We start from the raw sequence: 22344 nt of genomic DNA on the forward strand, positions 1-22344 counted from the left end.
TCGACGTACTCGCCGACGAGCTGGGCCGTCGCGGTGACCCGCGGGTGACCGACGACCAGGACCAGCGGTGACCGCGCCGGGCGGCGGCCCGCCGCGCGACCTCTCGCGGGACCTTCCGCCGAACCTGCCCCCGACCACGTCGTCGAACCTGCCACCGAACGTGCCACCGAACGTGCCACCGGCGATGCCGCCGGACCCCGTGGCGGGCCGGCACTCGGCCCCCTCCCCCGGGGCGTTCGACCCGCCGGCGGCGCCGCCGCCCGCGGGGGCCGGCCCGGTCGGCGGGCCGCCCGACGTCTCCGACGTCTCGGTCGGCGACCTCATGGGCCGGGTCTCGCGCGACCTCTCGACCCTGATGCGCCAGGAGCTGGCGCTCGCGCAGGCCGAGCTGAAACAGGAGGCCCGCAAGGCGGGCAAGGCCGCCGGCGGCTTCGGGGCCGCCGGGTTCGCCGGCTACATGGTGCTGCTGTTCCTGTCCGTCGCCCTCTGGGCGGCGCTGAGCAACGTCATGGACAGCGGCTGGGCCGGCCTGGTCGTCGCCGTGGTCTGGGCGGTGATCGGGGCGATCGCCTTCGTCGTCGGGCGGAACAACGCGCGGCGCACCCACCCCACCCCCGAACGCACGGTCGACACGCTCAAGCAGGTTCCCGACGCCCTCAAGGGCCGGTGAGGAGGACCGATGACCACCCCGTACGACAGCACCACCCCCTACGACGCCCGGTACGGCGCCGCCGGGGCGTCCGACGACCCCGACGCGATCCGCCGCGAGATCGAACGGACCCAGAACCGGCTCAGCGGGGACGTCGACGCCCTGACCGAGAAGGTCACCCCCGGCCGGGTCGTGCAGCGCCGGGTCGACCGCGTCCGCGACCGGGTCTCGGGCTGGCGGGACGCCGTGATGGGCAGCGACCCCGCGGGCTCCACACGAGACACCGCGCACCAGGCCGCGGACACCGCCCGCTCCCTCGCCGGGCAGGCCCAGGACCGGGCCGGTTCGGTCGCCGGCACGGTGGGTGAGGCGGCTTCGGACGCCGCGTCGACGGTCGTCGACACCGCCCGCGAGGCCCCGCAGCGGGTGAAGCAGCAGACCCGCGGGAACCCGTTGGCGGCCGGGCTGATCGCCTTCGGCGCCGGCTGGCTCGTCTCCTCCCTCCTGCCCGCGACCCGCAGGGAGCAGGAGCTCGCGGGCCAGGTGAAGGACACCGCGACGGAGATCGGACGCCCGCTCGCCCAGCAGGTCGGCGAGAAGGCCAAGGAGATCGGTGAGGACCTGCGCGAGCCGGCGCAGCAGGCCGTGCAGTCGGTGCAGGAGACCGCGCAGGAGGCGGCTTCCACCGTGGCCGAGGAGGGCCGCTCCGCCGCCGGTCAGGTCCAGGACCGTGCCCAGGACGCGGGCCGGAACGTGAAGGAGCAGGCCGGACCGTCCTGACCGGCCGACCCGGGCCGGGGGTTCGCGCGCGACGGCGCGTGAACCCCCGGCCAGTGGGTAGGTCCTGCGGTATGAGCGGCTCACCGATCGTCCGGGCGCTGCGCGCCACCGAGTCCGTCCGCGCCGGCGACGACACCGCTGCGGCCGCGCAGCGCGCCCTGCGCCGGGTCCTCGCCCGGAGCCGGCTCGACGGGGCGCTGCGCGGCTCCTGGCTCGGCCATCCCGTGCACCCGCTGCTCGTGACCGTCCCGATCGGCGCATGGGTCTCCGCCGCCCTGCTCGACGCCGCCGGCAGTCAGGAGGAAGCGGCCCGCCGCGTCGTCGGGGCCGCGATGGTCAGCCTGCTGCCGACCGCGGTGACCGGCCTCGCCGACTGGAGCGGGCTCGACGACCGCCGTCGCCGGGTCGGGCTGCTCCACGCGGCCGGGAACGTGGTGTCCGCGGCCTTCCTCGGGGCCTCCTACGCCGCGCGCCGGCAGGGCCGCCACCGCACCGGCGCGCTGTTGTCGCTGGTCGGGGTGCTTCCGCTGGGCGTCGCCGGCGCACTCGGCGGGCACCTGTCCTACGCCCAGGGCGCCGGCGTCGGGCGCTGGGCCGAGGCCTCCCCCGACGCCGGGCGGACGGAAGGCGACGGCTCCGCCGGCTCCGTCGGTTCCCTCGACACCGCCGAAACCGTCGACACCGCCGAGACCGCCGAGACCGCGGGCACCCCCGACATCGGGCTGATCCCCGGCGCCGGGCCGGAGGCGAACCCGACCTGAGCCGCATGCCCGCCGCCGGCCGCGGGTAGCTGCGGGGCATGACCGACCGATCGCACGGAATCCCGCCGGCCGAGCTCGACGACGACGCGCTCCGCCGGGAGATGACCCATCTGCACGAGACCCGCCACGACACCGTCCTCGGCGGCTCCGAGGACGCGCTCGAGGCCCACACCCGCCGGATGCTCGAGCTCGAGAACGAGTTCCTGCACCGGCTGCCCGCGGAGGCCGCCCCGGACCCGCGGCGCACCCGCGCGGGCAGCCGCGAGGCGGCCGGGCAGCCGGTCACGGGCTCCGGCTGAGCGCGCCCGCTCCGCCGCCACGGCAGTCGTGGCGGCGGAGCACGGGCCGCTGTCGAGCCCTGCCTGCGCGACCCGCCGCCACCGTGCGCGGGGCCTGTCGCACACCCTGTCGCACATCGGGATCGCCGCATGCCGGGCGGGGGACGGGGTACGCGACGACGGTGGGTGCCGGGTGCACCCGCCCACGTCGTCCCGAGGAGGAAGTCATGTCCGAGCAGGCCGCCAGGCAGGCCGCGGAACCGGCCGCCGAGCAGGGGCCGGGGCAGGCCCGCTTCCCCTGGGTCCAGGTGGGGGCGCTGGTCCTCGGCGGGCTGCTGATGATCTACGGCATCGTGGGGTTCTGGCCGGCGTTCTCCCCGCCCGGGGCAGACGGCCGGCAGCCGACGCTGCTGGGCCTGGAGGTCAACCCGCTGCGCAGCGCGCTGCAGCTGGCGCTGGGCGTGATCGGGATGCTGTGCGCCACGCGGCTCTCCACCGCGCGCGTCTACGGCTGGCTGCTCGCCGTGGTGAGCGCCGCGTTCGTGGTGTTCGGGATCCTCGGCGTCCTGGACCATGACATCGACTGGCTGGGCATGAACGTGCCCTCCACCGTGGTCGCGGCCGTGTTCGCCGTGCTCGGTCTCGTGCTGGCGCTCGGGCCCGTGCGCCAGGGGTTCCCCGGTGGCGAGCGGTCCCCGGTGCACGCCGAGTCCCGGGAGAGCCGCTAGGGGGCGCGCGACAGATCCGTGGGCGCGGCGCGTCGGCCGCGCCGTGAGCCGCGGTAGGCCCGCGCGCGCAGCCCGGCGAGCAACGGCACCGGGCGCAGCCGCGGATGCTGGTGCAGGACGGGGTCGAACGCCACCGCTCCGGGACGCTCCTCGGTGAGCACCAGCGTGGCCACCGGCCGTCGCTCCCGTGACCGGGCCTCCACCAGCCGGAACCGCAACGACCGGGTCTGCAGCGCGTCCGGGACGGCGCGGGGGTCGGCCGGCGGGTCCGGCTCCCGCGGCTCCGGCTCCACGAGCAGCCGCAGGCGGCCCACGTCCGTCTCGTACGGCAGCAGGGTGCTGTAGGTCGACGTCCGCCAGCCCCGCGCCGGGGCGAGCATCGCGCCCCCGGCGGTCGAGGTCGTGAACAGCAGGTCGACGGCGTCGCGCGTCCCGTGCGGCTCGACGCGCACGGCCATGCCGAGCAGGTCCGGCGCCAGCCCCGGCGTCCCGGCGCCCTTCGACAGCCGCACCAGCACGCGGTGCGGGCCCGGGCCGAGCGCCTCCCCCACCGCGGACCCGCCGTCGTCGACCCGCAGCTCGCCGCCGAGCAGGACACCGCGCGGGTGGAACGCCGGAGCCCGCCGCAGCCGCGCGAGGGTCCGGAACACCGTCCTGATCACGGGGGGAAGGTGCCCACCGCGGGCGCGCGGAAACCGACGTCGCCGGCATGGGACGCGCGTCCGGTGGTACGCGGTGGGCGAAGGCTCGGCCCGGGCGGAGGCTCAGCCGGGAGGAGCGATGGTGTCGAGGGACCCGAGGATCCTGGCCCGCAGGCTCGCGCCGGTCGCCGCCGTGGCCGGTGCGGCCCTGCTGGTGCGCGGGTGCCTGGGGTTCACCACCGACGTGGCGGCCGCTGCGGCCGTCGTTCTGGTGATCGCGACCCCGCCCGTCGCGGCCTGGGCCCTGCAGGCCGGGCCGGAGCGCCCGCTCGTCCGCGTGCTCGGCGGGACCGGGCTCGCGGTCGTCGCCGTGGTCCTGGTGGGGTGGGGGGCGGTGGTCACCGTGCAGGGCGGCCCGGAGGGAGCGGTGGCGACGGTCGCCCTCGGCGGTCTCCTGGGCGCGGTGTCGCGGCCGGTGTCGCGGCCGGTGTCGCGGCCGGTCCGCCCTCGTCGCCACGAGCCGCCGCGCACCCCGTCGGCCACGCAGTCGGTCCCACTCGTCGAGCTGTGCCGGCAGTGGCGGCTGAGCTGCGCCCGGCTGCACCGCGTCCGCGACGCCGCCGAGCTCGACCTCCTCACCGCGCTGCGGGCCGCCTACCTCGACGAGTTCGAGCGGCGGGACCCCGAGGGCTTCCACACCTGGACGCGGCACGACGTCGCGGGCCGGTCCGATCCCGAAGGGTGGCTGCGGGAACGGCCGGCCCGCTGAGGACCGGGCACGCCGGCCGATCCCGTGCGCCGGGCGTCCTCGCGTCAGGGCGCCACGCTGCCGGGGCCGTCGCCGCGCACGCTGCCCGGCCCCTCGGCGTCCGCGTCCGGTCCCTCCCCCGCGTCGCTCTGCGGGCCCTCCCCCTCGAGCACCTCGTCGCCGTGCAGGATCTCCTCGCCACGCAGCACGGTGTCGTCGTGCTCGCCGTCCGTGGGCTCGTCGGGTCGGCTCATGGGTACGGCCTACCCGCCGGCCCCGGCCGCAACCGGGCGCCGCGGCGCGAACCTCGTCAGGAATCGAGAAGCCCCCGGCGACCGGCCGCTCCTAGCGTGAACGTCGTCGACAGCAGTGCCGGACCGGACCCCGCTCCCGTCCCCTCGTCTCCCAGGAGGTCCCCGATGAACCCCAACAAGGCGATCCGCCAGATCCACCGCTGGACGTCCCTCGTCTTCACGGTGACCGTCGTCGTCTGCTTCGCCGCCGTGGCGGGGGTGCTGCCCTTCTGGGTGTACTACCTGCCGCTGCTCCCGCTCGCCGTGCTGCTGTTCAGCGGTCTCTGGCTGTTCGCCCTGCCCTACGCCACCCGCCGGCGCGGCGCGCGACGCGCCGCGCTGGGGACGTGAGGCTCAGGCGCCCACGGGCTTGAGCGGGTCGTGGCCGAGGCGCATGAGCTTGCGGCGCCAGGCGGCCTGGCCGGCGGTGGGTTCGAGGTCGTCGCGGCGCTGCGACAGCACGCGGTCGACCACGCGTTGCATGCACTCGGCGTCGGCGGCGGTGAGGTCCTCGCGGCGCTTGCGCAGGACGGCGAGCACCTCACGGCCGGTCGGGGTGCCGGCGTGGTCGGGCTCCACCTCCGCGTCGACGTCGGCGGAGTCGGTCCGCAGCCAGTCCTCCAGCTCGCGGGACGTCATGTTCACCACGCGGTGGAACTCGTTCCAGAGGGAGTCGTCGACGTGTTCGGCCATGCCCCCGGTCTACCCGTCGCGGCGGTGCTCACACGGGTCCCGGGCGGCCCGGCCGAACGGGCCGTGAGTCGTCGAGGTCGTCGGGAGCCCCGAAGGACGGGCTGCCGGTGCCTGCGCCCGGCTACGGTTCCCGGGTGGCACTGCACCGGGGCCTGGCGTTGCTCGTCGCCGGGGCGTTCTTCATGGAGATCCTCGACGGCACCGTGATCGCCCCGGCCGCCCCGCACATCGCGGCGGACCTGGGCGTCGCCCCCGTCGACGTCAACGTGGCGATCACCGCCTACGTGCTGACCCTCGGCGTCCTCATCCCGGTCAGCGGCTGGCTGGCCGACCGGTTCGGCGGGCGCCGGGTGTTCTGCGTGGCCCTGGCGGTCTTCGTGCTGGCCTCGGCCGGGTGCGCACTGGCGCCGGACCTCGGCGCCCTCACCGCCGCGCGAGTGGTGCAGGGCGCGGGCGGGGCGATGATGGTCCCGGTCGGGCGGCTGGTCGTGCTGCGGACCACCGCGAAGACGGACCTGGTGCGGGCGATCGCGTACCTGACCTGGCCGGCCCTGCTCGCACCCGTGCTCGCCCCGGCCGTCGGCGGGGTGCTGGCCGAGTACGCGTCGTGGCGGTGGATCTTCGTGATCAACGTGCCGCTCGGGGTGGCCGCGCTGGTCGTGGCCCTGCGGATCGTCCCCGGGTTGCGGGCCGAGGCCCCGCCCCCGCTCGACCGGGGCGGGTTCGTGCTCACCGCGATCGGGGTCGCCGCGCTGATCGTCGGGCTGGAGGGGCTCGGCTCGGGCTTCTCCGCCACGACGATCGCCGCGCTCGCGGCGGCGGTGCTCGGCGTCGGGCTGGCGGTGCGGCACCTGCTGCGTGCCACCCGCCCCCTCGTCGACCTGCGGATCCTGCGGGTGGCGACCTACCGGGTCACGGCGGCGAGCGGCTCGGTGTACCGCGCGGTGATCACCGCGGTCCCGTTCCTGCTGCCGCTGCTGTTCCAGGTCGGGTTCGGCTGGTCGGCCGCGCAGGCGGGCGCGGTGGTGATCGCGCTGTTCGTCGGCAACGTGGCGATCAAGCCGGCGACCACCCCGATGATGCGCCGTTTCGGCATCCGGACCGTGCTGCTGGCCTCGATCGCGGTCGGCGCGGCCTGCCTCGTGGCGATGGCGTTCCTGCAGCCCACGACACCACTGCCGCTGCTCCTGGCGCTGCTGCTGGTCAGCGGGATCGCGCGGTCGACCGGGTTCACCGCCTACAACAGCGTCGCGTTCGCCGACGTCGAGCCCGAGCGGATGAACCACGCCAACACGTTGCTCTCCACGCTGCAGGAGCTGGGCGCGGGCCTCGGCGTCGCGGTCGCCGCCCTGCTCGTGCGGCTCGGCGAGGCGGTACCCGTCGCCGCGGGAGCGGCGGGGCCCTACCGCGTCGCGTTCGTGCTGCTCGCCGTCGTGCTCGCCGTGCCCGCCGTGTCGGCCCTGCTCCTGGACCGTGCGGCGGGTGACGCCGTCACCGGCCGCTGACCCCGCCGCTCACGGCCGGATCCCCGAGACGGCGAGGCCGGCCGGGTCGGCGCGGACACCCACGTCGTCGGACCCCGCGGCGCGCAGCGCACCGCCGACGGCCGTGGTGACCCGGTCCGGGCGCTGCGGCCCGCCGGAGCCGAAGCAGAGGTGGAGCCGGCCGCCGGGGCGGAGCACGGAGTGCAGCCCGGCGAGCTCCGTGGCGGGCGAGCGGGTCCAGCAGCTCGACGGCCCACACGACGCGCTCGGGGACGGGCACGCCGGACATCCTGCCCGGCGTGCCCCGTGTCGTCAGGCGGTCTCGGCGTAGGGCTGCAGCGGCGGCTCGGCCGCGACCCGCGGCGTCGTGGCGAGGGCGTCGGCGACCGAGGTGAGGACCTGGGCGAAGTCGGTCGGGAAGGTCGCCGGGTCGACACCCGGCTGGAAGGGCTGCAGGCAGACGGCCCGGTCGATCCGGTCCGGATCGGCGGGACCGTCGTGGTCGAGCGCGTCGACGACGAGGGCGTACGCGACCGCGTCGCTCGTCCCGATCGTCAGGTGGTCGGCGGGGTGCGCCGGGCAGATCGACTGCAGCGAGACGTTGCGGACGTTCGCCCCGCCGTCGCGCAGGGCCGAGCTGGCCGGCGGCGCGGCGTCGGGCAGCAGCGGCGGCGTCTCGACATTGGGCACCACGACCTCGTCGAGGTCGGTGAAGGCCACGGTGTAGTCGACCTCGTCGTAGGTCTCGCGCCCGGCGTTGAGCACGGCGAGGAACCGCGCGTCGGCCCGCTGCTGCTGGATCGCGGCGGCGCACCCGCCCGGCGCGAGGCAGATGCCGTTCGCGACCACGGTGCCGTGGTTCGACGGGGCGAGTCCGACCAGGTCGTCGACGTCGTGCCGGGTGTCCGGCCAGAACTTCAGCGCCCAGCGCGTGATCATGCCGCCCTGGCTGTGCCCGACGACGTCGACCGGCCCGCCGGCCCGCTCGCTCATGGTCCGCACCGCGGCGACGACGTACTCGGCGGCGACCTGGATGTCACCCATCGCCCTGTCCGGCAGCTCGACCGTGCAGAACGGGCGTCCCTCGGCGGCGAACGCCCGGGCGTAGTTCCACGAGAACTCCGCGGGTGTCAGGGTCGTGCCAGGGATGAGCAGCACGGGCCGGTGCTCCGGCTCGTCGAGGTCGCCGGTACAGCTCAGGCTCCGCGCCAGGGCCTGCTCCGGGACCTGCAGGGCCGGCCCGTCCTCGTCGGCGGCCGCGGTGGCGACCGAAGCCCCGAGCCCCACGGTCACGGCGGCGAGCACCGCCGCGACCCGGAACCCCGCCGTACGCGCGACGTTGCGCATCCCTGATCCCTTCACCGCTCGGCCGACCGGGTGATCAACGAGCGGTCGCGGGCCCGGGATGCTCCCCGTCCGGGTGGCGCCGCCGGCGTCAGTCGTGGCGCAGGGCCAGCCCCACCCACACGAACAACGCGACCCCGGACAGCACGCCCGAGATCACGCCGATCACCGCGGGCCCGGCACCGAGCAGCCCGGCGACGGCACCCGCCACCCCCAGGGCGGCGACGACGACGCCGAGCCCGGTGAACTGCGGGAGCCGCCAGATCCGGGCGAGCCCGAAGAAGTGCACGCCCACCACGAACGCGACCCACGCGACCGCGAACCGCGGCGCCTCCAGCACGCCGTTGATCACCGCGAGGCCCGCCGCCAGCGCGACGACCTCGGCGGCCACGACGGCGGCGTACCGCCGGTCGAAGCCGCCGCGGCCGGGCACCGCCTCGCCGGCCTCGGCCCGCCGCAGCTGCCGCACGGCGCCGACGGCCAGCGCGAGCGCCACCACCACCGCCGCGATCCGCAGGGCGAGGCGCGGGCCCGGGGCCAGCTCCCCGGTGTTGGCCAGGACGAACACCACCCCGAACACGAGCCCGATCGACGAGCCGATGAAACGTCCGGTCCGTGGGTCCACTGCCATGCAGTGGATCTTCCGGCCCGACGCCGGGTCGAGGCAAACCGGTTGCCGCGCCCGGCGTCGTGCGGCGTCGGTGCGGCGGCGGCCCGGGATCAGCCCGCGGCCAGCGGGGTCGGCGCGGGCGGCGCGGTGGCCGGGTCGCCGTCGGACAGCGCGGCGAGCTGGTCGGGCAGGGCGTCGAGCAGCACGGGGAGGCTCAGCACGGTGACGAAGCCGCCGATCGGGTCCAGCGTGCTGCCGCCGTCGTAGGAGACGAACAGGTCCCGCCCCTCGGTGTGCACGGGCCGGGCGGTGTACGACGGTTGGCCGAGCACGGACTGCTGCACGCCCTCACCGCCGGCGTCGAGCCAGATCAGCGCGTCGACGTCGAGGACGTCGCTGCGCTCGAGGCTCACGGTCGCCCCGAACTCCTGGCCGGCCAGCTGGTCGACGACGGGCGGGACGGTGAGGCCGAGCTCGCCCAGGACGCGCCCGCGCGGGTCCTTGCTGCCGTAGACGTAGTACTGGCCGTCGTAGAAGGTGGCGACCTCGGCGGTGCGGCCGGCGAACTCCGGGTGGGCGGCGCGCGCGTCGGCGAACCGCTTCTCGACGTCCGCGACCAGCTCGGCGGCCGCGGCCGGCCTGCCGAGGGCCGCGCCGACGGCGGTGGTCTGCTCGCGCCAGCCCAGCCCGTAGTCCGGCACGTCCCCGGGCTGCGCCACCGTCGGGGCGATCCGGCTCAGGCGGTCGTAGTCGGCCTGGCCCAGGCCGCTGTAGGTCGCGAGGATGAGGTCCGGCCGCAGCGCGGCGACACGCTCGTAGGCCACGCCGTCCGTGAACGGCAGCACCTCCGGCAGCGGCGAGCCGTCCGCGATCTCGTCGAACCGGGCCTTCGCCCAGGGGAACAGGGCGCCCGGCGCGTTGCCGAACCACTCCGTGGTCCCGACCGGCACGACGCCGAGGGCGAGCACGGCGTCCTGGTCGGTGAGGCCGACGGCGACCACCCGCTTCGGCTCCGCCTCGATCGTGGTGCTCCCGAACTTGTGGGCGACCGTCGTGGGAAAGGCCCCGGCCTCGGCCGCGCCCGCCGGCGGGGCGGCGGGACGCGCGTCGGGGCCCCCGGCGCAGCCGGCCAGCGCGAGCGCCAGCACGGCGAGGAACGGGAGCAGAACCCGGGGGGTTCGGGGACGCGGGCGGGGCACGGAACCTCCTGCAGGGTCGGGAAGGCTAACCTAACCCACGAGCCCGCGCCGCGGAACGCCTGCCTGATCGCCGGAGCAGCCGCGACCCGGAGCAGCCGCCGGCCCCGGATCGACCTCAGCGGTTGCGGAAGCGCGTCACCATCCTCCGGGCACGCTCACGGTTGCGCGGGTCGGCGGCGAGGCGGCGCCCCTGGTCGGTGAGCTGTCGCCCGCGCGGGCTCTGCAGGAAGCGCTTGACTCGTTCGACGATCGGCATGAGGCCCGGATACCCCGGGCTCCGCCGATTCACGCGTACGGGACGAACCTCACGTTCCGCAGAAGGTGCGGAAGGAGCCGAAGCTGGGCGGCGCCGGGAGGGCGTAGGTCTCCAGCCCGGGTCGCTCCTCGAACGGGTGGGCGAGCACCGCGAGCAGCCGGTCCAACGGCGCCCGGTCGCCCGCCACGGCGGCCGTGAGCGCCTCGTCGACCAGGTGGTTCCGCGGGACGTAGACGGGGTTGACCCGGTCCATCGCCGCGGCGGTCCCGGCCCCGCCCCCGGCCGGCAGGAGCGCCCGCCACCGCTCGGCCCAGGCGTCGAACCCCTCCCCGACCAGCGTCCGGGCCGGCTCGGGGTCGCCGGCCGCCGCACGCGACAGCGCCCGGAAGAACGACGTGAAGTCCACCTTGCGCTCCTCGAGCAGGGTCAGCAGGTCGTCGACGAGCGCCTCGTCCCCGGCCCCGTCGGCCAGCCCGAGCTTCGCGTGCATCCCCGCCCGCCGGTGCCGGTCGTAGCGGTCGGCGAAGGACAGCAGCACCTCGGTCACGGCCTCGATCGCGGCGTCGGTGTCCTCGGCGACCAGCGGGAGCAGGGCCTCGGCGAACCGGGCGAGGTTCCACTGCGCGACCCCGGGCTGGTTGCCGTAGGCGTAGCGGCCGCCGTGGTCGATCGAGCTGAACACGGTGGCGGGGTCGTAGGCGTCCATGAAGGCGCAGGGGCCGTAGTCGATCGTCTCGCCGGAGATCGTCATGTTGTCGGTGTTCATCACGCCGTGCACGAACCCGACGAGCATCCAGCGGGCGATCAGCGCTGCCTGGGCTTCCACCACGCTCGTGTAGAACGCGAGGTACGGGTTGTCCGCCTCGGCCGCGGCCGGGTGGTGGCGGGCGATGGCGTGGTCGGCGAGGCGGCGCAGCAGGCCGGTGTCGCGCGTCGCGGCCGCGAACTGGAAGGTGCCGACGCGGATGTGGCTGGCGGCGACCCGGGTCAGCACCGCGCCGGGCTCCATCCGGTCCCGCGCGACCTGCTCCCCCGTCCCGACCACGGCGAGCGCGCGTGTGGTCGGGATGGCGAGCGCGTGCATCGCCTCGCCGATCACGTACTCGCGCAGCATCGGCCCGAGCGGCGCCTTCCCGTCGCCCCCGCGCGCGAACGGCGTGCGTCCCGACCCCTTGAGATGCAGGTCGTGGCGGTGCCCCCGGCTGTCGAGCACCTCGCCGAGCAGCAGCGCGCGCCCGTCGCCGAGACGCGGGACGTATCCGCCGAACTGGTGCCCCGCATACGCCATCGCCACCGAGGCGGCGCCCTCCGGCTTCGCGTTCCCGGCCAGGACCGCGACGCCCTCGGGCGTCCGCAGGACCCCGGCGTCGACCCCGAGCTCGGCGGCGAGCCCGTCGTTGAGCACGACGAGCGACGGCTCCGGCGCCGGGGCGGCGTCCCACGGCACGCACAGCTCGCCCAGGTCGCGGACGTAGGAGTTGTCGAACGTGAACACCGACCCGAGCGCGAGACTCATGCGACCGAGGCTAACCGCCGGTCCGCCGGGGTGCCGGTCGCGCGCCGGCTGGTGCAGCTGCGGCATGGTCGTCGGCCGTGCCGCCGAGCGGACGCGCTCACCGCGCTCGTGACCGACGTCCCCGTGCTGTCGCTGGTCGGCGCGGCCGGCCACGCCAAGACCCGCCTGGCTCGTCGACGGGTGTTCCGCCTGCGTGCCACCGCGCCGCCGAAAGGGCGCGGCTGTCCTGAGTTTCCCGGTCACCTCGTCGGGGCGAAGTGCCGCCGGCACCGCGGCCCGCAAGCTGACGACCATGACGAGGACCGACGGGAACGGCGGCGTCGCGCTGGCGGCCGCGAAGGCGGCCGTGCTTCCGCTGGCACTGGCACAGTTCGTGGCGAGCTACGCCGCCTCGAACATGAACGTCGCGATCACCTCGATCGCCGACGACCTCGGCACCTCGGTCACCGGGATCCAGACCACGATCACGCTGTTCACGCTGACCATGGCGGCGTTGATGATCCCGGGCAGCAAGCTCACCGACATCTGGGGCCGGAAGTTCTGCTTCCTGCTGGGCCTCGCCGTGTACGGGGCCGGCGCCCTGCTCGCCGCGCTCGCGCAGGGGCTGCCGCTGCTCATGATCGGCTACTCGCTGCTCGAGGGCGTCGGGTCGGCGCTGCTCATCCCGCCGATCTACATCCTCATCACGGTGCTGTTCGACGACACGACCACCCGCGCCCGCTACTTCGGCGTGGTCAGCGGCGCGGCCGGGATCGGCGCGGCCGCCGGCCCGCTGATCGGTGGTCTCATCACCAGCTACGTGAGCTGGCGGGCGTCGTTCGTCCTGCAGGTCCTGATCGTGGCGGCGATCGCCTGGCTCGGACGCGGCATCGCCGACCCGCCGCTGCCGGAGCGGCGCCCGGCCTTCGACTGGCTGGGCGCGGTGCTCTCGGCACTGGGACTGTTCCTCGTGGTGTTCGGCGTGCTCCAGAGCGGCGCCTACGGGTGGGGCGCGGCGACGAAGGACTACGCGATCGGCGGCACGGTGATCGTCCCGGCGGGCGGCGTGTCCCCGGTGTGGATCTACGTCGGGCTCGGTGTGGTGGTGCTGGCCCTGTTCGCCGTGACCGCGTGGGCGCGGGAGAGGCACGGCCGAACGCCGCTGGTGTCGCTGCGGCTGTTCGCCAACCTGACCTCCAACCTGGGCCTGCTGACGCAGAACCTGCAGTGGCTGGTCCTGCAGGGCTCCTTCTTCGTGATCTCGGTGTTCCTGCAGCAGGTCCGCGGGTTCTCGGCGATCCAGACGGGCCTGCTGCTGATGCCCGCGACGATCGGCCTGCTGCTGTCGTCCGCAGCCGCACCGCGGATGGCCCGCCGGCACAGCCAGCGCCGCCTGATCCGCTTCGGGTTCTTCGTCACCGCACTGGGCCTGGTCCTGCTGCTCGCGCTCGGCGGCACCCGGCCCAGCATCTGGAGCTTCGTCCCCGGCCTGTTCCTCATGGGCATCGGCGTCGGGATCATGCTGACCGCCTCGGTCAACCTCGTGCAGTCGGCCTGGCCGGAGGAGGTGCAGGGCGACATCTCCGGAGTCTCGCGCAGCGTCTCGAACCTGGGTTCGTCGCTCGGTGTGGCGATCGCCGGCTCGCTCGTCGCGGGCGCGATCCCGGGAGGCGGCGACTACTTCTCCGCTCTGGTCATCGTCGGCGCCTTCGCGGTGCTCGGGTGGGTCGCGGCGCTGTTGATCCCGCGGACCGCGCGCACATAGCCGACGGGTCGGGCGGAAGGGTCGGGCGGAGCGTCCGCCCGACCCCTCCGCCGGACGGCGCTCACCGGCCCGGGTCCGGCCCGTCGACGTTGTGCACCGTCGCGCCCACACCGCCGGTGCGGACGACGAACCCGGCGCCGCCGTCGTCGGCGACGGTCTCGCGGTGGACGAGGTGGCCCGGGATGTACACCGCGTCACCGGCCCTCGCCACGATCTCGTCGGCCCCGGACGGACCGAACTCGATGACCATCTCCCCCTCGGTGATGTGGGCATAGGTCGCGTAGTCGCCGTGGTGGTGCCATCCGGTGGTGGCCCCGCCGGGGAACACGGCGTACCCGCACCACACCCCCTCGTGGGCGAACGCCTGCCCACGCTGCATGCCCGCGCTCTGCTCCGTCGCGGGTCCCACCAGTTCGTCGCGGGTCACGATCTCGGGTGTCGTCATCGTCGGCCGCCTCTCCTCGTGCCGCACTCCTGCCGTACCGGACGCGGACCAGGGTCGGGGCCGACCGCCGGGGCGACAATCCCAGAAACTGAACTGTTCGCCGCGCGCCCGGGGGCGGAGACTTCCCGGGTGCGCACCTACGGCCAGTACTGCCCGGTCGCGCGAGCCGCGGAGCTGCTCGCCGAGCGCTGGACGTTGGTCATCGTGCGGAACCTGCTCGCCGGCTGCCGGACCTACGGGGAGCTGCTCGACGGCGCGCCCGGCATCAGTCGGGCGCTGTTGACCCAGCGGCTGGACCTGCTGCAAGAGCACGAGGTCGTCGCCCGCGAGGCCGCGCCGTCAGGCCGGGTCCGCTACCGCTACACGTTGACCGAGCGGGGGCAGGAGCTGGGCCCGGTGGTCCGGGCGATCGGTGAGTGGGGAGCCCGCTGGCTCGAGCTGGAGCCCCACCACTCCGATCCCGCCTACGTCCTCTTCGCCACCGGCCGGCTCATCGACGTCGACCGCGCCCCGCCGCGCGGCCTGGTGGTGCGGGTCGACCTGGCCGAACGGCCGGCCGCCCGCTACTGGCTCCTGGTCCGGCGGCCCCGGGCCGAGGTCTGCACCTCGTACCCGGGGCGTGTCGAGGACCTCGTCCTCCGCACCTCGAGCGAGGTCCTCGCCCGCTGCCACCTCCGCCACCTCGGCTTCGCGCAGGCCGAACGGTGCGGGCTCCTGGAGATCGACGGGCCCCGGTCCGTGGTGCGCGCCTTCCTCGCCTGCGTGCGACCGAGCCCGTACGCCCACATCCCGCCGAAGACCACCACCCGTCCGCCACCCCGTGGGGTGACCGCTCAGCGCGGCAGCTCCGCCCCGACCTGCTCGGCGACCATGTAGGCGGCGTACCAGGCCGGCCAGTTCGCGTCGGGCCGGCCGGTGCGCTTCTCGTGCTCGCCGTGCGCGGCCTCGGCCCGCCGCAGGGCGGCCGCCAGGTCCGCCGTCGAGGTGAAGGTCGTCTCGGCGATGTCGACCCGGCCGGGGAGCCGCCGCGTGATCTCCTGGAGCAGCCAGCCGTTGCCGTCGGGGTCGCGGAAGGTGGCGAAGGAGCGGTAGCTGGTGTGCCGGGGGCCGGGCTCGCCGACCCGCAGGCCCGTGCCGTCGGGCCGGAACTGCGCGCCGGGCGTCCCGGGGTGGAAGACCTCGGAGACCTGGACACCGCGGGCGAGCAGGTCCCCGCGGGCGGCCTCGATGTCCGGGACGACGAGGTAGAGGGCCTGGGCCGACCCGGGCGCGGCCACCGTCATCCCGGTGCCGAACTGGATCGAGCACGCCGAGCCGGGCGGGGTGAACTGGACGACCCGGAAGCCGTTGTCGGACGGCAGGTCGGCGTCGAGCCGCCAGCCGAGGCGCGCGTAGAACCCCTTGGCGCGATCGACGTCCGCGACCGGGATGACGACCACCTCGAGCCTGAGGTCGACGGTCGCGGCACCCACCGGGTCGCGCGCCTCGTCGCTCCGGACGTGCGTCGTGCTCATCGCAGCCTCCTCGGGCGGGCGGCGGGCCACGGAGTCACGGCAGCCCGCCGCCACGGGTGCACCTGTTCCGTCACCGTCGGGGCCAGGGGCCCGGCGAGGTAGGGCCGTCCGGCTCCCGGCGGCCGGGCCGGTCGCTCCTGGAACGCCGCCGACGCAGATGACGACCTGTTCCGCGAGGACCTGCACGTGTCGTCCGCCGGGGGTGAGGTTCCCGGGCGGCCGGCACGGGCAGGATCGGGGTGCGGTGACGGGAGGAACCATGCGGACCCTGCTCAACATCATCTGGCTCCTGCTGTGCGGGATCTGGCTCGCGCTCGGCTACGTGCTCGCCGGGGTCGTCTGCTGCATCCTCATCGTGACGATCCCGTTCGGCCTCGCGTCCTTCCGGATCGCCGACTTCGCGCTCTGGCCCTTCGGCCGGGAGCTGGTGCGGCGGCCCGACGCGGGGGCGCCGTCCGTCATCGGCAACATCATCTGGGTCGTCTTCGCCGGGTGGTGGCTGGCCGTCGCCCACCTCGTCACCGCGGTCGCGCTGGCCATCACGATCATCGGCATCCCGCTGGCGCTGGCGAACCTGAAGCTCATCCCGGTGTCGCTGGTCCCGCTGGGCCGGATCATCGTCGACAGCCGCTCCGTCCGGACGACGGCCGCCTGAGGTCAGGGTCGCGGCGGGGCCTCGGCGACGCGCTCGCCCCCAGGACGACGCCCATCCACAGGATCAGCTGGCCGCGCAGGTCGCTGCCGCCGAGGAAACCCGGCCGCGCCGTCGCCGGCCCGATGACGAGGACGACGATCGGCAGCGACGCGGCCTGCTCGCGGGATGCAGCCGAGGTGTTACCAGGCGCAGGCGGGCCTCGGTACGGTCGGGCGATGGCGGACCTGGGCTCGACGGCGAGGGCCGGGGCGGGCGCGCGCGAGGTCGCCGCGCGGATGGGCGAGGCCGCGGCCGCGTGGCTGGACTCCCTCGATCCGGCGCAGCGGGCCACGGCGGGCGGCGCCGCGCCCACCGCGCAGGAGGAGACCGACGCCGAGCGGCGGCGCTGGTTCTACACCCCCACCGACCACGGCGGCCTGACGATGCACCAGCAGCGGCCCGCGCAGCAGCGAGCCGCCATGCGGCTGGTCGCGTCGGGGCTGTCGGCGCCGGCCTACGGCACCGTCGCCACCGTCATGGGCCTGGAGAACGTGCTCGACCGCACCGAGGGCTTCGTCGCCCGGTTCGACCGCGAGCGCGGCCGCGACCCCGGGATGTACCACCTGCGCGTGTTCGGCGACCCGACCGGGACGGGCTCGTGGGGGTGGCGCTTCGGCGGGCACCACGTCTCGCTGAACAACCTGGTCGTCGACGGCGCGCTGGTCGCCTGCACGCCGTGCTTCCTCGGCGCCGACCCGGCCCGCTCCCCGCTGCTCGGCGGGGCGGAACTGCGCCCGCTCGCCCGCGTCGAGGACCTGGCGCGGGAGCTCGTCCGCTCGCTGCGCCCCGAGCTCGCCGCGCGGGCCACGCTGCTGCCGCGGGCGCCGTCGGACATCGTGGCGGGCAACCGCACCCGGGTCGCGGAGGGCGACCGGGTGATCCCGCTCGCCGGCATCTGGCGCGGCCGGTTCGCCGACGACGCGGAGCAGCAGCGCCTGCAGGCCGCGAGCGACGCGATCGACGAGGCCAGCGGGCTCGACGGCGCCGACCACGAGGCCGTCGCGATCAGCTCCGCGCCGAAGGGGGTCCCCGCCGCCGAGCTCGACGCCGGCCAGCGCGAGCTGCTCCGGGCCCTGCTCGGCACGTACCTCGACCGCGCCCCGGCGGAGGTCTCGCCCCTCGCGCGCTACGCCGACGACCGGGCCCTCGACGAGGTGCACGTCGCCTGGGCGGGACCCACCGCGCCGGGCGAGCCGCACTACTACCGGCTGCAGGGCCCTCGGCTGCTCGTCGAGTGGGACAACACCCAGCGCGGGGCCAACCACGCCCACTCGGTGTGGCGCGACCCGACCACGGACTTCGGGATCGACGTCCTCGCCGCGCACCGGGCCCGGCACCACGCCTGAACCACCGCCCTGACTACCGGACGGCACCCGCGGTCACGATCACGGTCGAGCCGCTCACCGTCGCGCTGATCCCGGGCGTGGCGCTGGCGGAGGCCCAGGGGGTGCCGAAGGCGTCGACGTCGAACTCGACGTCGACGCGCAGGTGACCGGCGTCCGCCGGGAACTCCAGGCACAGGTCGGCCTTGTTCTCGTGGCCGAACCGGTGGCCGACCTCGAAGTCCCACGCCTGGTCCGTGTGCAGGACCGAGCCCACCGCCGGACGGCTCTCCCACTCGCCCGACTCGTACGCCACGATCGCGAGGTCGCGGTCGACGAGGTTGAGGATCTGGAACCGGCGGGCGTAGCCGGCCACGAGGACCTCGGCGTCGTCGACGGCGGTGGCGGGAGCGGTCGTGGCGGGGGCGGTCATGGCGGGCGTCCTTCGCTCGAGGTGGGGCCGGTCGACCGGGCGGTCGGCGGCTCCACGACGGTCCCGCCGACGCGGGCCGGGCCCCATCCGTCGCCCGGCCGGTCCGGCGCACGACCCGGCTGTCCGTCGATCGGTCGACACCCGGGCCCTGACGGCGAGGGGCCCCGACGCGAGCGGGCAGGGGAGGTCCCCCGAAGCGGAGGCAGGAATGACAGGCGCCGACGACGTCGCCCGCACGCTGTCCCGCTGCGGCCCGGAGGGGGCGCTGCGCGCGAGCTGACCCGTCACCTCAGGAGAAGAACCGACACCGAACGGGAGACACCATGTCCGAGACCCTGCAGCCCGTGGACCTCACCGTCGTCGACACGACGACCGCGGAGTGGCAGAAGTTCCCGATCCCGCAGATCGACGCCGTGCTCGACTGCCTGCCGCTCCTGTCGGACCCCGACACCGGCATGCAGGTGATGAAGATGGTCTACAAGGCCGGTTTCACCAACCCCTGGCACACCCACCCGTGCGCCCACGGGATCTACGTCCTGGACGGCACGCTGTCGACCCACCAGGGCGACTACCCGGCGGGCAGCTTCGTCTGGTTCCCGGAGGGCGGCACCATGCACCACGGCGCCACCGCCGACGCCGACTGCACCTTCCTGTTCATCACGAACAAGCCGTTCGACATCCACTACCCCACGGGCTGACCGCCGGGTCAGCCCCGCCGCATCCGCTGCCGCAGCGCGAGCACCGCCCGGTCGCGCAGCTCGTCGGCCGCCTTGATCCCGGTCTGGACGAACGGGATCATGTCCCGGACCAGGTCCAGGACCGCGGCCGTCACGTCCTCCGGCCGCGCCGACCGCGCGCGCCACGTCCCCGGTACCACTGCCACACCGCCACCCCCTGCACTCGGTTCCGGTGGCAGCTAAACCGAGGGCGGGCCGACACGCCAGGGCCCGGCGCCGTCTCGTCCGGTCTCCGGCGAAAGTCGGGTCGGGGCCGTCCCGCGCCGGACGTACGGAAAGGACCACGAACGGCGTGGCGCCTGCCACACTGGACCGCTCGACGAGTGCCGCGGAGGCCGCCCGGTGAACACCACGCGCGCCCACGGCACCGCCCTGCAGCGGCTCGCGGTCGCCCTGCTCGGTGCCGTCACGCCCGAGGCGATCGGCCGGGTGGCCGTCACCGTCTCGGTCCAGCTGCTGGCCGCCGACGCCGGGGTCCTCTTCGACCGCACCGACGCCTGCACCCTGACCTCGCTGTTCAGCATCGGCTGGCCCGCCGAGATCGAGGCGCAGTACCGGCACCTCGCGCTGCACCGGGGCCGCCCGCTGTCCGACGCCGTGCTCGACGGCAGCGCCGTGTGGCTCGAGGGCGCCGACCAGTGGCGCGCCCGCTACCCGGAGATGGCCCCGATCGGCACCGCGGGCGACCGCGAGGCCACTGCCTGCCTGCCGCTGCGCGTCGACGACCGCGACCTCGGCGCGATCGTGTTCAGCTTCGACCACCCGCACGCCTTCGGGCCCGACGAGCGCGCCTACCTCGAGGCCGTCGCCGCCCTCTGCGCGCAGGCGCTGGACCGCGCCCGGCTGCTCGTGGTGGAGCGCCGCGCGCGGGCCGACGCCGAGCGCGAGCGCGACCGCATGGAGGTCCTGGCCCGCACGGCGGGGCTGATGGAGGAACCGCTGTCGGTCGAGGAACGCCTGCAGCGGCTGGCCGACCTGATGGTGCCCGCCCTGGCCGACTGGTGCGCCGTGCACCTCGTGCGCGGCGACGAGGTGGAACAGATCGCCGTCGCCCACGACGACCCGGCCCGGCTCGACTTCGTGCTGCGGCTGCAGGAGCGGTACCCGCCCGACCCGTCGGCGCGCACCGGCGCGTTCGAGGTGAGCCGCAGCGGCACACCCTCGTTCCTGCCCGACATCCCGGACGAGCTCCTCGTCGCCGGGGCCGTCGACGAGGAACACCTGCAGCTGATCCGGTCGATCGGCATGCGATCGGCGGTCCTGGTGCCGCTGGTGGTGCGCGGGCACAGCCTCGGAGCGCTCACGCTGGTGCACGCCGAGTCCGGCCGGCGGTTCGACGAGCTCGATCTCGCGTTCGTGCAGCGCGTCGCGGGGACCGCCGCCGTCGCCCTGGACAACGCCCGGCTGTACCAGCAGCAGCGGCGGATCGCCCACACCCTGCAGGCGGCGCTGCTGCCGACGGGCCTGCCCGACGCGCCGGGGCTGCGGCTGGCCGCGCGGTACCGGCCGCAGACCGACGAGCGGACCGGCGTCGAGGTGGGCGGGGACGTCTACGACGTGGTGGCCGCCCCGGACGGGCGCTGGGCGGCGGTGGTGGCCGACGTCTGCGGCAAGGGCCCGGACGCCGCCGCCCTCACCGCCCTGATCCGGCACACCCTGCGCGCCGAGGTCGCCCACGGCCTCGGCCCGGTCGACGCGCTGCGCCGGCTCAACGACGCGATGCTGCGCGAGGCCCGCGCCGACGGCCGGTTCGCGACGGTGGCGCACGCGCGGATCGCGGTCGAGGCCGACGGCGGGGCCACGGTGACGCTGGTCGGCGCCGGCCACCCGCCTGCGCTGGTGCGCCGCGCGGACACGGTCGAGCTCGTCCCGACGCCCGGGACCCTGCTCGGCGTGTTCCCCGACCCGGTGCTGCGCGAGACGACGCTCCGGCTGGACCCGGGGGACATACTGGTGCTGTACACCGACGGGGTGACGGAGGCCCGAGGCGTGGACGGGTTCTACGGCGTGGAACGCATGACCGCAGCGGCGGGCGCACCCGGCCCGTGGACCGCCGCGGCGCTCGCCGACGCGCTGTTGACGGACGTCGTGACCTTCCAGCAGGGCGTGCTGCGCGACGACATCGCCCTGCTCGTCGTCGAGGTGGCACCGTGAACCCCGTCCCGGACGGCCCCGTTCCGGGCAGCACCGCCCCGGACGGCACCACCCCGGACGGCACCACCCGGGAGGAGACCGTCCCGGGGGGCGCCGCCGTCGCCGAGGTCGTGCTGGAGGGGGAGCTCGACATCTCCACCCTCGACGGCGCCATGCGCCGGGTCGAGGAGGCCGAGCGGGACCGGCCGCGCCTGCTCGTCGTCGACCTCTCGCAGCTGGCGTTCGTCGACTCGTCCGGGGTCCGCCTGGTGCTCCTCGCCCAGGAACGGGCCCGGGCCGGGGGCCGGCGGCTGGCCGTGCGGCTGGGCACGGGACCGGCGCTGCGCGTGTTCCAGGCGCTGGGCCTGCTGGACAAGCTCGACGTGCTCCCGCCGCCTCCCGTCGGCGAGACCGCGCCCGGCGCACGGACCTGACGACCGCGTCCGGCGCGCGCCGGACCTCCACCCCGGGAGCACCGATGACGTCGCCACCGGCGGGCAACACCAGGTCGCTGGAGGCGGACATCGTCCGGGACCTCCGGTCGACGACCTCGTACGGCACCTACCTGTGCCTCGACCGGCTGCTCGACGCCCAGCACCCGCGCAGCGAGCCGCCGCACCACGACGAGATGCTGTTCATCATCCAGCACCAGGTGTCGGAGCTGTGGCTCAAGCTGGTCCTGCACGAGCTGCGCGCCGCGATGCGCAACATCGCGGCGGACGACCTGGCGCTCGCCCTCAAGCAGCTGGCCCGCATCAAGCACGTGCAGCGCACGCTCACCGACCAGTGGTCGGTGCTGGCCACGCTGACCCCCGCCGAGTACGCCGAGTTCCGGCCCGCGCTCGGGCCGTCGTCGGGTTTCCAGTCCCATCAGTACCGCGCGGTGGAGTTCGCGCTCGGCAACAAGAACGCCGACATGATCGAGGTGTTCGGCCACGACCCGGCCGCGCAGGCGCTGCTGCGCGAGCTGCTCGACGCGCCGAGCCTCTACGACGAGTTCCTGCACTACCTCGCCCGGCTGGGCCACGCGGTGCCGGCGCACCTCCTCGAGCGCGACGTCCGGCGGGCCCACACCTTCGACGCGGGCCTGGTCGAGGTGTTCCGCCGGGTCTACGAGCACGCCCACGACCACTGGGCGGTCTACGAGACCTGCGAGGAGCTGGTCGACATCGAGGAGAACTTCCAGCTGTGGCGCTTCCGGCACCTCAAGACCGTCGAGCGGACGATCGGGTTCAAGCGCGGCACGGGCGGGTCGAGCGGGGTCACGTTCCTGCGGGAGGCCCTCTCGCTGACCTTCTTCCCCGAGCTGTACGCCGTCCGCACCGAGATCGGACGGTGACCG

At 75.3% G+C, this 22344-nt stretch carries 29 protein-coding genes; 16 read left to right on the forward strand and 13 right to left on the reverse strand.

The features are described 5' to 3' along the window. The first annotated feature begins 67 nt into the window (after window positions 1-67). The 5 genes from LWC35_RS40470 to LWC35_RS25350 all read left to right on the forward strand — a co-directional run bounded on the left by LWC35_RS40470 (window position 68) and on the right by LWC35_RS25350 (window position 3196). Window positions 68-670, forward strand: a complete 603-nt coding sequence (locus LWC35_RS40470; protein WP_232872755.1) for a phage holin family protein — start codon at window positions 68-70, stop codon at window positions 668-670. A 9-nt stretch (window positions 671-679) separates the two neighbouring features. Then, window positions 680-1429, forward strand: coding sequence for a DUF3618 domain-containing protein (locus LWC35_RS25335; protein ID WP_232872756.1), 750 nt, complete (start codon window positions 680-682; stop codon window positions 1427-1429). A gap of 71 nt (window positions 1430-1500) precedes the next feature. Continuing rightward, window positions 1501-2190, forward strand: a complete 690-nt coding sequence (locus LWC35_RS25340) for a DUF2231 domain-containing protein (protein ID WP_232872757.1) — start codon at window positions 1501-1503, stop codon at window positions 2188-2190. Between the two features lie 38 nt (window positions 2191-2228). Continuing rightward, window positions 2229-2489, forward strand: a complete 261-nt coding sequence (locus tag LWC35_RS25345; protein ID WP_232872758.1) for a DUF6158 family protein — start codon at window positions 2229-2231, stop codon at window positions 2487-2489. A 206-nt stretch (window positions 2490-2695) separates the two neighbouring features. Beyond that, a complete protein-coding gene (locus LWC35_RS25350) occupies window positions 2696-3196 on the forward strand; it encodes a DUF4383 domain-containing protein (RefSeq protein ID WP_232872759.1) in 501 nt (166 codons plus the stop codon). Here the strand turns inward: LWC35_RS25350 and LWC35_RS25355 are convergent. Continuing rightward, window positions 3193-3858, reverse strand: coding sequence for a hypothetical protein (locus LWC35_RS25355; RefSeq protein WP_232872760.1), 666 nt, complete (start codon window positions 3856-3858; stop codon window positions 3193-3195). The two genes, LWC35_RS25350 and LWC35_RS25355, sit on opposite strands and share 4 nt — an antisense overlap. A 118-nt stretch (window positions 3859-3976) precedes the next feature. On the opposite strand from LWC35_RS25355, the gene LWC35_RS25360 reads away from it, so the two are divergent. Next, window positions 3977-4606 carry a hypothetical protein gene (locus LWC35_RS25360; protein ID WP_232872761.1) on the forward strand — a complete coding sequence of 210 codons (630 nt, stop codon included), beginning with the start codon at window positions 3977-3979 and terminating at the stop codon, window positions 4604-4606. Window positions 4607-4650: 44 nt separating this feature from the next. Here the strand turns inward: LWC35_RS25360 and LWC35_RS25365 are convergent, their stop codons facing one another. Then, on the reverse strand, window positions 4651-4839 hold the full coding sequence (locus tag LWC35_RS25365; protein ID WP_232872762.1) for a hypothetical protein: 189 nt from the start codon (window positions 4837-4839) through the stop codon (window positions 4651-4653). A 165-nt stretch (window positions 4840-5004) separates the two neighbouring features. Between LWC35_RS25365 and LWC35_RS25370 the strand changes: the two genes are divergently transcribed. Then, window positions 5005-5229: a hypothetical protein gene (locus LWC35_RS25370; RefSeq protein WP_232872763.1), complete on the forward strand. Its 225-nt coding sequence runs from the start codon at window positions 5005-5007 to the stop codon at window positions 5227-5229. Between the two features lie 3 nt (window positions 5230-5232). Here LWC35_RS25370 and LWC35_RS25375 read toward each other — a convergent pair whose 3' ends face one another. Further along, on the reverse strand, window positions 5233-5571 hold the full coding sequence (locus LWC35_RS25375) for a DUF3140 domain-containing protein (RefSeq protein WP_232872764.1): 339 nt from the start codon (window positions 5569-5571) through the stop codon (window positions 5233-5235). A gap of 134 nt (window positions 5572-5705) precedes the next feature. Between LWC35_RS25375 and LWC35_RS25380 the strand changes: the two genes are divergently transcribed. Beyond that, on the forward strand, window positions 5706-7076 hold the full coding sequence (locus tag LWC35_RS25380; protein WP_232872765.1) for an MFS transporter: 1371 nt from the start codon (window positions 5706-5708) through the stop codon (window positions 7074-7076). A 9-nt stretch (window positions 7077-7085) separates the two neighbouring features. Here LWC35_RS25380 and LWC35_RS25385 read toward each other — a convergent pair whose 3' ends face one another. The 6 genes from LWC35_RS25385 to LWC35_RS25410 form a co-directional block, all read right to left on the reverse strand. Then, entirely contained in the window at window positions 7086-7253 is a 168-nt protein-coding gene (locus tag LWC35_RS25385; protein ID WP_232872766.1) for a hypothetical protein, read from the reverse strand. A 114-nt stretch (window positions 7254-7367) separates the two neighbouring features. Beyond that, window positions 7368-8402: an esterase/lipase family protein gene (locus LWC35_RS25390; protein WP_232872767.1), complete on the reverse strand. Its 1035-nt coding sequence runs from the start codon at window positions 8400-8402 to the stop codon at window positions 7368-7370. Between the two features lie 88 nt (window positions 8403-8490). Further along, window positions 8491-9030, reverse strand: a complete 540-nt coding sequence (locus LWC35_RS25395; protein WP_232872768.1) for a hypothetical protein — start codon at window positions 9028-9030, stop codon at window positions 8491-8493. A gap of 89 nt (window positions 9031-9119) precedes the next feature. Next, the gene (locus tag LWC35_RS25400) at window positions 9120-10208 is read right to left on the reverse strand and encodes an iron-siderophore ABC transporter substrate-binding protein (RefSeq protein WP_232872769.1); all 1089 of its coding nucleotides are present in this window, start codon (window positions 10206-10208) and stop codon (window positions 9120-9122) included. Between the two features lie 115 nt (window positions 10209-10323). Next, window positions 10324-10464 carry a hypothetical protein gene (locus tag LWC35_RS25405; protein ID WP_232872770.1) on the reverse strand — a complete coding sequence of 47 codons (141 nt, stop codon included), beginning with the start codon at window positions 10462-10464 and terminating at the stop codon, window positions 10324-10326. Between the two features lie 49 nt (window positions 10465-10513). Continuing rightward, window positions 10514-11980: a protein adenylyltransferase SelO gene (locus LWC35_RS25410; RefSeq protein WP_232872771.1), complete on the reverse strand. Its 1467-nt coding sequence runs from the start codon at window positions 11978-11980 to the stop codon at window positions 10514-10516. A gap of 292 nt (window positions 11981-12272) precedes the next feature. Between LWC35_RS25410 and LWC35_RS25415 the strand changes: the two genes are divergently transcribed. Beyond that, window positions 12273-13724 (forward strand): MFS transporter, encoded by a 1452-nt coding sequence (locus LWC35_RS25415; protein WP_232872772.1) that lies wholly within the window; start codon window positions 12273-12275, stop codon window positions 13722-13724. Between the two features lie 61 nt (window positions 13725-13785). Here the strand turns inward: LWC35_RS25415 and LWC35_RS25420 are convergent, their stop codons facing one another. After that, the gene (locus LWC35_RS25420; RefSeq protein WP_232872773.1) at window positions 13786-14169 is read right to left on the reverse strand and encodes a cupin domain-containing protein; all 384 of its coding nucleotides are present in this window, start codon (window positions 14167-14169) and stop codon (window positions 13786-13788) included. 129 nt (window positions 14170-14298) lie between these two features. Between LWC35_RS25420 and LWC35_RS25425 the strand changes: the two genes are divergently transcribed. Continuing rightward, window positions 14299-15045, forward strand: a complete 747-nt coding sequence (locus tag LWC35_RS25425) for a winged helix-turn-helix transcriptional regulator (RefSeq protein WP_232872774.1) — start codon at window positions 14299-14301, stop codon at window positions 15043-15045. Here LWC35_RS25425 and LWC35_RS25430 read toward each other — a convergent pair. After that, window positions 15003-15683, reverse strand: coding sequence for a VOC family protein (locus LWC35_RS25430; protein WP_232872775.1), 681 nt, complete (start codon window positions 15681-15683; stop codon window positions 15003-15005). The two genes, LWC35_RS25425 and LWC35_RS25430, sit on opposite strands and share 43 nt — an antisense overlap. A gap of 259 nt (window positions 15684-15942) precedes the next feature. On the opposite strand from LWC35_RS25430, the gene LWC35_RS25435 reads away from it, so the two are divergent. Together LWC35_RS25435 and LWC35_RS25440 are read left to right on the forward strand one after the other, a co-directional pair. Then, the gene (locus tag LWC35_RS25435) at window positions 15943-16338 is read left to right on the forward strand and encodes a YccF domain-containing protein (RefSeq protein ID WP_232872823.1); all 396 of its coding nucleotides are present in this window, start codon (window positions 15943-15945) and stop codon (window positions 16336-16338) included. Window positions 16339-16553: 215 nt separating this feature from the next. Continuing rightward, entirely contained in the window at window positions 16554-17723 is a 1170-nt protein-coding gene (locus LWC35_RS25440) for a DUF3500 domain-containing protein (RefSeq protein ID WP_232872776.1), read from the forward strand. Between the two features lie 13 nt (window positions 17724-17736). Here LWC35_RS25440 and LWC35_RS25445 read toward each other — a convergent pair whose 3' ends face one another. Then, window positions 17737-18132, reverse strand: coding sequence for a hypothetical protein (locus LWC35_RS25445; RefSeq protein WP_232872777.1), 396 nt, complete (start codon window positions 18130-18132; stop codon window positions 17737-17739). Between the two features lie 323 nt (window positions 18133-18455). Between LWC35_RS25445 and LWC35_RS25450 the strand changes: the two genes are divergently transcribed. After that, complete coding sequence (locus tag LWC35_RS25450; RefSeq protein WP_232872778.1) at window positions 18456-18830, forward strand: cupin domain-containing protein; 375 nt, start codon at window positions 18456-18458, stop codon at window positions 18828-18830. A gap of 8 nt (window positions 18831-18838) precedes the next feature. On the opposite strand, the gene LWC35_RS25455 is transcribed toward LWC35_RS25450, so the two are convergent. Next, window positions 18839-19015 (reverse strand): hypothetical protein, encoded by a 177-nt coding sequence (locus tag LWC35_RS25455; protein WP_232872779.1) that lies wholly within the window; start codon window positions 19013-19015, stop codon window positions 18839-18841. 196 nt (window positions 19016-19211) lie between these two features. Between LWC35_RS25455 and LWC35_RS25460 the strand changes: the two genes are divergently transcribed. Genes LWC35_RS25460 through LWC35_RS25470 form a run of 3 tightly spaced genes read left to right on the forward strand, consistent with a single transcriptional unit; the run spans window position 19212 to window position 22341 of the window. Further along, a complete protein-coding gene (locus LWC35_RS25460; protein ID WP_232872780.1) occupies window positions 19212-21023 on the forward strand; it encodes a GAF domain-containing SpoIIE family protein phosphatase in 1812 nt (603 codons plus the stop codon). Beyond that, window positions 21020-21436 (forward strand): STAS domain-containing protein, encoded by a 417-nt coding sequence (locus tag LWC35_RS25465; RefSeq protein WP_232872781.1) that lies wholly within the window; start codon window positions 21020-21022, stop codon window positions 21434-21436. Before LWC35_RS25460 ends, LWC35_RS25465 begins: the two co-directional genes overlap by 4 nt. Before the next feature lie 44 nt (window positions 21437-21480). Beyond that, window positions 21481-22341: a tryptophan 2,3-dioxygenase gene (locus LWC35_RS25470; protein ID WP_232872782.1), complete on the forward strand. Its 861-nt coding sequence runs from the start codon at window positions 21481-21483 to the stop codon at window positions 22339-22341. Window positions 22342-22344: the final 3 nt, after the last annotated feature.

The sequence above is a fragment of the Pseudonocardia kujensis genome, from assembly GCF_021283305.1.
Classification (GTDB): Bacteria; Actinomycetota; Actinomycetes; order Mycobacteriales; family Pseudonocardiaceae; genus Pseudonocardia; species Pseudonocardia kujensis.

What these genes read in the sequence shown, in the direction of transcription:
- LWC35_RS25335 (WP_232872756.1), top strand. Translation starts at nt 680, where the DNA reads ATGACCACCCCGTACGACAGCACCACCCCCTACGACGCCCGGTACGGC.
- LWC35_RS25340 (WP_232872757.1), top strand. Translation starts at nt 1,501, where the DNA reads ATGAGCGGCTCACCGATCGTCCGGGCGCTGCGCGCCACCGAGTCCGTC.
- LWC35_RS25345 (WP_232872758.1), top strand. Translation starts at nt 2,229, where the DNA reads ATGACCGACCGATCGCACGGAATCCCGCCGGCCGAGCTCGACGACGAC.
- LWC35_RS25350 (WP_232872759.1), top strand. Translation starts at nt 2,696, where the DNA reads ATGTCCGAGCAGGCCGCCAGGCAGGCCGCGGAACCGGCCGCCGAGCAG.
- LWC35_RS25360 (WP_232872761.1), top strand. Translation starts at nt 3,977, where the DNA reads ATGGTGTCGAGGGACCCGAGGATCCTGGCCCGCAGGCTCGCGCCGGTC.
- LWC35_RS25365 (WP_232872762.1), bottom strand. Translation starts at nt 4,839, where the DNA reads ATGAGCCGACCCGACGAGCCCACGGACGGCGAGCACGACGACACCGTG.
- LWC35_RS25370 (WP_232872763.1), top strand. Translation starts at nt 5,005, where the DNA reads ATGAACCCCAACAAGGCGATCCGCCAGATCCACCGCTGGACGTCCCTC.
- LWC35_RS25375 (WP_232872764.1), bottom strand. Translation starts at nt 5,571, where the DNA reads ATGGCCGAACACGTCGACGACTCCCTCTGGAACGAGTTCCACCGCGTG.
- LWC35_RS25390 (WP_232872767.1), bottom strand. Translation starts at nt 8,402, where the DNA reads ATGCGCAACGTCGCGCGTACGGCGGGGTTCCGGGTCGCGGCGGTGCTC.
- LWC35_RS25395 (WP_232872768.1), bottom strand. Translation starts at nt 9,030, where the DNA reads ATGGCAGTGGACCCACGGACCGGACGTTTCATCGGCTCGTCGATCGGG.
- LWC35_RS25405 (WP_232872770.1), bottom strand. Translation starts at nt 10,464, where the DNA reads ATGCCGATCGTCGAACGAGTCAAGCGCTTCCTGCAGAGCCCGCGCGGG.
- LWC35_RS25410 (WP_232872771.1), bottom strand. Translation starts at nt 11,980, where the DNA reads ATGAGTCTCGCGCTCGGGTCGGTGTTCACGTTCGACAACTCCTACGTC.
- LWC35_RS25415 (WP_232872772.1), top strand. Translation starts at nt 12,273, where the DNA reads ATGACGAGGACCGACGGGAACGGCGGCGTCGCGCTGGCGGCCGCGAAG.
- LWC35_RS25420 (WP_232872773.1), bottom strand. Translation starts at nt 14,169, where the DNA reads ATGACGACACCCGAGATCGTGACCCGCGACGAACTGGTGGGACCCGCG.
- LWC35_RS25430 (WP_232872775.1), bottom strand. Translation starts at nt 15,683, where the DNA reads ATGAGCACGACGCACGTCCGGAGCGACGAGGCGCGCGACCCGGTGGGT.
- LWC35_RS25435 (WP_232872823.1), top strand. Translation starts at nt 15,943, where the DNA reads ATGCGGACCCTGCTCAACATCATCTGGCTCCTGCTGTGCGGGATCTGG.
- LWC35_RS25440 (WP_232872776.1), top strand. Translation starts at nt 16,554, where the DNA reads ATGGCGGACCTGGGCTCGACGGCGAGGGCCGGGGCGGGCGCGCGCGAG.
- LWC35_RS25445 (WP_232872777.1), bottom strand. Translation starts at nt 18,132, where the DNA reads ATGACCGCCCCCGCCACGACCGCTCCCGCCACCGCCGTCGACGACGCC.
- LWC35_RS25450 (WP_232872778.1), top strand. Translation starts at nt 18,456, where the DNA reads ATGTCCGAGACCCTGCAGCCCGTGGACCTCACCGTCGTCGACACGACG.
- LWC35_RS25470 (WP_232872782.1), top strand. Translation starts at nt 21,481, where the DNA reads ATGACGTCGCCACCGGCGGGCAACACCAGGTCGCTGGAGGCGGACATC.